Genomic DNA, 4,869 nt, shown 5'->3' on the forward strand with positions numbered 1-4,869 from the left:
AGCTGGCGAGAAAAGATAGGTGATTACCTAAGTGTCTTGACAGGCGTCAGTCCATCGCAATAGATAGGTGGATGCCTAACTATTCTTCTTCCGATCCAGCCGCTCTCGACCGGGCCTTCCACGCCCTCGGCGATGCGACCCGGCGCGGCGTGATCGCGCAGCTGAGCCTCGGCGAGGCGAGCATTGCCGAGCTGGCGGAGCCCTATGACATGGCGCTGCCGAGCTTCCTGCAGCATGTCCGCGTGCTGGAAAAAGCCGGGCTCGTATCCAGCCGCAAGGAAGGCCGGGTCCGGCACTGCCGACTGGAAGCGGCGCGGCTGGCAGAGTTGAAATCCTGGATCACGCAATATCAGCAGGCCTGGGCGGCGCGCCTCGACCGGCTGGATGCTTTCCTGAACGCAGACGACCCCGAAAAGGACACCTGACATGACTCATCATACCGTACAGCATGGCACCGCCACAATGGAGAAGGGGCTTTCGGCCTCGCCGGCCCGCGTCTTTGCGGCCTGGGCCGATCCGGAGCAGCGCAAGGTCTGGGGCTCGCCCTCTGACGAGATCGATATGCGCATCGATGCGGCCGACTTTTCCGTGGGCGGAGAAGATGTCACGACCTGTCTGGCGGGCGGCGAGGCCGTGGCCGTGGTACGCGGGCGCTATCATGACATCGTGCCGGACAAGCGCATCGTCTATACCGAGATCATCGCCTCCATGGAGGCAACCGAAGGGGCCTGCCTCGTCTCGGCGGAATTCCTGCCGGAAGGGGAAGGCACGCGTATGGTCATGACGCTGCAGACCGTGGCACTGGACGGATCGGCCCTGCTGGAGGAGGCGCAGGCGGGCTGGGGCAGCGCGCTGATCCGGCTGGAGGAATTGTTGCAGGCAGGCTGATCCGGGTTGGGGCTGTACTCAGTTGCAGAAATAGCAGCTGATTAATCCCAGACGGCATTTTGTTAACCTTATGGCGACTCCGAATCGCGATGATGGGCGCAAACCCCGACCCCGGAGATGTGCTTCATGGCCTTTACTGCAACATTCGGCGGCGCCGAAGAGACCAAGGCAAAACCGAAATACAAGACCTTCAAGGTGGACCTCTGGGCGACCGATCTGAACCCGACCGAAATCGGGATCATGAAACAGACCCAGCATGAGGCCGCGTCTGACCAGTTCACCAAGGACATGGAGATCTTTGGCCAGATCAAGGATGGTCGCGAGCGGACGGGCATTCTCGCCTATCGCAAGGAAATGTGGAAAACCGGGGAAGGCATGAAGCGCCGGCTGGTGCTGAAATTGTTTTCCGAAGGCATGCACTGGCGCGGGACGGCAGAATTGTTGATGGGCCGGTCATTGCAACTGAGCATTGGGGCGAAGGGCACACCGGTGCCGTCCTATTCAGTCAATATCAGCCGTCATGACCAGATTATCCAGTTGGAACGGTCGGCGCAGAAGTGGCCGCTTTTCCCGGAGAAATTTTCCTTTTTTATCGACACGACGAAAGGCCCGCGCTTCTATCGCCTGCGCCGCAACGTCATAGGCATCGGTGCAGACTATAGTCTGTATGATGATCGGGGTCGCAAGATCGGCAAGCTGGATCATCGGATCATCAATCTGGGCGGATCATGGATCGTTAAAGTGGATGCGGCGGAAAGCTATGCCAAGCTGGAGGCCGTGTTGCAGATGTTCTGTGCCCTGCTGAAATTCAACGGCGCCGCCCGTCGGCATGTGGCGAAAGAAGTCGAACAGCTGCATCTTGGGCGGGCCGTGCGCCAACTCGACACGCAGGAGCGCAATCTCTACCTGAACCCGCGCCGTCGGCGCTGATTGGTCAGGCTGCAGGCCGCTTCAGTTCGATCCACAATTGCTCCGACTGAGCCAGCAGCTGGCCGTCGCGCGTGAACAGTGCGGTGGCAGCGCCATGCTTGCGACCGTCATCATAGAGAGACCAGCCAGCCACAATGAGATCGTCGCCTGGGGCGGGGCGTGCATGCACCTGCGCGGTGATGCGGGCCAGCACCATCGGATTGTCCTGAAAGCCAATCGCAAAGGCGCCCGGACAGTCGAGCGCGGCCCATAGTATTTCCGGGCGCACCAGGCCGTCTTCGCCTGCAAGGCTTTCATCCGGTGTCCAGACATCTGTCACCCCGTCATAGCCATTCGGCTTGCCGGTGAAGAGGCAGAGGCCATCGTCGGTGCGCTCTGGTCCACAGACATAGCAGCGGGGAAACGCGTGGGTCTCGACAGGGGGGAAACTGTCCGGGCCTGTCTGTGCTGTCTCGAAACTTGGCGCAGCGGGAGGAGGGGCAAGCCGCGCGGCAGGTTGCGCGGTCATGACCAACTGGTCCCCATGCCGGACTTCGTATCCGTCACCTGTTGGGACAACCTCCATCGCGATGTCGAGCGGCGGTGGCGCGCGCAGGGAAACTTCTGCCGGACCATCAATATGGCTTGCGGCGAGACCTGCCGAGATGCCTCCATTGGCCGAGCCCGGGGGGCCGTTGAACATGGCGGGCACGAGGATGGTGATCGGTGTGGACATGGGCAACTCCTGTCCTGCGCGCATGCCGATAGCGGCGAGTGAGGTCAATGCGACATGCAGGCAGGATGCGCGCTAATCGAGCAGACCGAGTTCGCGTTGCTTTTTCTTGCTGAGGGCAGTGGCGATCAGGCAAAAGGATTCTGCGACATAGTCCTTGAGGTCGTCATCCGACAGGGTTTCGTCCGAGAAACGCTGGATCCATTTCATGCCACGTGAAGCAAGGTAAGGCGCGCCCTGGCAGCCGGGCTGGTCTTTCAGGATATGAAAGCTGATCGGGCGGACCTTGAACGTGCACGCGGCGAGCTGGTCGCCGTCCGGTGTTCCCATGGCGAAGACCTTGCCGCCAATCTTCCAGACATGGGAGCCACCCCATTGGACCACATGCGTTGTCTGGCCGAGGCCTGCGCAATAGGAATTGTAATCTTCCAGTGTCACCGCGCGAGCGCCTGCTGCGTGCCGCTGTCCCAGCCCACGAGGATTTCCGCACCGGTATCGATGACCGGACGTTTGATCAGCGTGGGATTCGCCTTCAGCAGGCCCGCGGCGCCTTCGCCCAGCGCGCCTGACTTCTCAGCCTCTGACAAGGTGCGCCATGTGGTCGAACGGCGATTGACGAGTCTTTCCGCGCCGACGGCCTTCAGCCAGGCTGGCAAGAGCCGGTCAAGGTCGGCGTCTTCGCGAATGTCGACAAAAGCGGTCTCCCGGTCCGAGGCATCAAGTTCTTTCAGGGCTTTCTTGCAGGAATCGCAATTCTTCAATCCGTACAGCGTAACCGGGCCAGCCGACATGGGGGTCTCCTCTAAGTGTGGTGCCTCAAAGGGCTAGAACGCACCGATGGCAAACACAACCAGGCCAAGCGCGAGCGCAACAATGCCAAATCCGCGCAAATGATCATCATCCGGCATCATCCAGTGTGCCAATGCCCAGAGTGGTTTGGGCCATGCCACCAGGAGGAGACCTTCGACGAGCGCCCCTGCGATGATCAGGGTTGCGATGCCATCGGTTGCGGTGGAGAAACTGTTCTGGACTGACAAGGTTCCCCCCGCCGCAAAGATCATGACCGCGCCGCACAGAAAGCCGATCGCCGGGCTGTCTTCCAATTCGTCGATCAGGCGGGCCATGCGGTCAGGGTTGGCCAACAGGCCGGCTCCACACGCCATGAAGTAGAGGCCGAAGACGAGCAGGATTGTATGGGCGAGCATGACGGGCTCCTCTGGATACGCTGATCAGCATATCATGCCGGGCGGGGTTGGTCAGTCCGTATCGGAGGGGCGGACCACGCCGACAATCGGGCCCATATCGAGACCGGTCTCGTTGCGGCCGATCTCCGGCGCGTAGAGCTTTGAGACATATCCATCCAGAAAGAGGGCGTTGGGCGTGTTCAGCTTGTCGCGAAACAGGCTGGCAAAACTGTGGAAGTTCACGGGCACATCACTGATGGCGAAATAGAGCGTTGCGCCATCAGCGGTGACGCCCACGCCATTGCGACGTTTCCGGCTGGGGCCGTCCGCGTTGAATCTCGGATGCAATGCACCGTCGATCACCAGCATGGGGCCGGACTGTGTCGCAAAGCGCGCGTCCGGTGCCTCGGCCTCAAAGGCGAGACTTTCTGTGACATGGGGGGTGCCGTCTTGATCCACCCAGAATACCCCGTTGGGAAGCAGGCCGAAATTGCCCGGCCCCTCACGCGTCACGAGCGAGGCGACTTTTTCGCCCTGCTCGACATAAAGCCCGACCGGGCGGCGGTCCTGATGATACATGCCGGCGTTCATGGCAAACTCAAGCGTCTGGCCGTGATCGGCGAGATGGGCGGCCAGCCGGTCGAACTGACCAAAGGGCGCGCCATCGGGGTGAGTGAGCCAGAGGTTTACCGATGTGGGCGCCTCAAAGGAGCACACCGTATAAGGTTGGCCGAGATGCTTTACCGGGGCACATGGCGACGGGGTTTCCGCCTGAGCGCAAGCTTGCATCAGAACCGTGCAGACGAGAATGGCAAACCAGAGACGCATGCCGACAAATTAGCGGCTGGCTGGATCAAGCGCCATGCACAAATTCCACGAGACTGGGGATCGGTAGATTTTCGATATATCGAACCTTGAAATTTAGATATATCGAAATTATCTGAGGTTTAGATATATCGAAAGGAGCTCAAATGACGTATCGAAATAGAAACATGAAACATCGTCGTGGCGCAGGTTGCGGCACACGAGAAAATGGACCCATGCATGGAGGTCGACGCGGTATGAGACATGGTAGAGCGGATGGTCATCGCGGCGGACGCCGTCGGCCCCTGAATCATGGCGATCTGCGCCTGTTGATCCTCGAGCTTGTCTCGG

The 4,869-nt window shown here is 60.3% G+C and carries 8 protein-coding genes; 3 read left to right on the forward strand and 5 right to left on the reverse strand.

From position 1 onward, the window contains the following. The first annotated feature begins 71 nt into the window (after window positions 1–71). The 3 genes from B4F73_RS10420 to B4F73_RS10430 all read left to right on the forward strand — a co-directional run bounded on the left by B4F73_RS10420 (window position 72) and on the right by B4F73_RS10430 (window position 1,818). A complete protein-coding gene (locus B4F73_RS10420; RefSeq protein WP_206991977.1) occupies window positions 72–425 on the forward strand; it encodes an ArsR/SmtB family transcription factor in 354 nt (117 codons plus the stop codon). 1 nt (window position 426) lies between these two features. Next, window positions 427–888, forward strand: a complete 462-nt coding sequence (locus tag B4F73_RS10425) for an SRPBCC domain-containing protein (protein ID WP_206991978.1) — start codon at window positions 427–429, stop codon at window positions 886–888. A gap of 126 nt (window positions 889–1,014) precedes the next feature. Continuing rightward, entirely contained in the window at window positions 1,015–1,818 is an 804-nt protein-coding gene (locus B4F73_RS10430) for a hypothetical protein (RefSeq protein ID WP_206991979.1), read from the forward strand. A gap of 4 nt (window positions 1,819–1,822) precedes the next feature. Here B4F73_RS10430 and B4F73_RS10435 read toward each other — a convergent pair whose 3' ends face one another. From B4F73_RS10435 to B4F73_RS10455, 5 genes are all read right to left on the reverse strand, one after another. After that, window positions 1,823–2,533 carry a hypothetical protein gene (locus B4F73_RS10435; protein ID WP_290483204.1) on the reverse strand — a complete coding sequence of 237 codons (711 nt, stop codon included), beginning with the start codon at window positions 2,531–2,533 and terminating at the stop codon, window positions 1,823–1,825. 72 nt (window positions 2,534–2,605) lie between these two features. Further along, the gene (locus B4F73_RS10440) at window positions 2,606–2,968 is read right to left on the reverse strand and encodes an MmcQ/YjbR family DNA-binding protein (RefSeq protein WP_290483205.1); all 363 of its coding nucleotides are present in this window, start codon (window positions 2,966–2,968) and stop codon (window positions 2,606–2,608) included. Next, window positions 2,965–3,321 carry an ArsC/Spx/MgsR family protein gene (locus tag B4F73_RS10445; RefSeq protein ID WP_206991982.1) on the reverse strand — a complete coding sequence of 119 codons (357 nt, stop codon included), beginning with the start codon at window positions 3,319–3,321 and terminating at the stop codon, window positions 2,965–2,967. Before B4F73_RS10445 ends, B4F73_RS10440 begins: the two co-directional genes overlap by 4 nt. Before the next feature lie 33 nt (window positions 3,322–3,354). After that, window positions 3,355–3,735: a hypothetical protein gene (locus tag B4F73_RS10450; protein WP_290480578.1), complete on the reverse strand. Its 381-nt coding sequence runs from the start codon at window positions 3,733–3,735 to the stop codon at window positions 3,355–3,357. A 51-nt stretch (window positions 3,736–3,786) separates the two neighbouring features. Next, the gene (locus B4F73_RS10455; RefSeq protein WP_206991984.1) at window positions 3,787–4,542 is read right to left on the reverse strand and encodes a phosphodiester glycosidase family protein; all 756 of its coding nucleotides are present in this window, start codon (window positions 4,540–4,542) and stop codon (window positions 3,787–3,789) included. Window positions 4,543–4,869: the final 327 nt, after the last annotated feature.

The sequence above is a fragment of the Hyphomonas sp. UBA3601 genome (genome assembly GCF_002375605.1).
In the GTDB taxonomy this organism is placed as follows: domain Bacteria; phylum Pseudomonadota; class Alphaproteobacteria; order Caulobacterales; family Hyphomonadaceae; genus Hyphomonas.

Bases quoted from the DNA above. Each gene is read 5' to 3' on its own strand.
- B4F73_RS10430 (WP_206991979.1), top strand. From the start codon at position 1,015: ATGGCCTTTACTGCAACATTCGGCGGCGCCGAAGAGACCAAGGCAAAA.
- B4F73_RS10425 (WP_206991978.1), top strand. From the start codon at position 427: ATGACTCATCATACCGTACAGCATGGCACCGCCACAATGGAGAAGGGG.
- B4F73_RS10435 (WP_290483204.1), bottom strand. From the start codon at position 2,533: ATGTCCACACCGATCACCATCCTCGTGCCCGCCATGTTCAACGGCCCC.
- B4F73_RS10445 (WP_206991982.1), bottom strand. From the start codon at position 3,321: ATGTCGGCTGGCCCGGTTACGCTGTACGGATTGAAGAATTGCGATTCC.
- B4F73_RS10450 (WP_290480578.1), bottom strand. From the start codon at position 3,735: ATGCTCGCCCATACAATCCTGCTCGTCTTCGGCCTCTACTTCATGGCG.
- B4F73_RS10420 (WP_206991977.1), top strand. From the start codon at position 72: ATGCCTAACTATTCTTCTTCCGATCCAGCCGCTCTCGACCGGGCCTTC.
- B4F73_RS10455 (WP_206991984.1), bottom strand. From the start codon at position 4,542: ATGCGTCTCTGGTTTGCCATTCTCGTCTGCACGGTTCTGATGCAAGCT.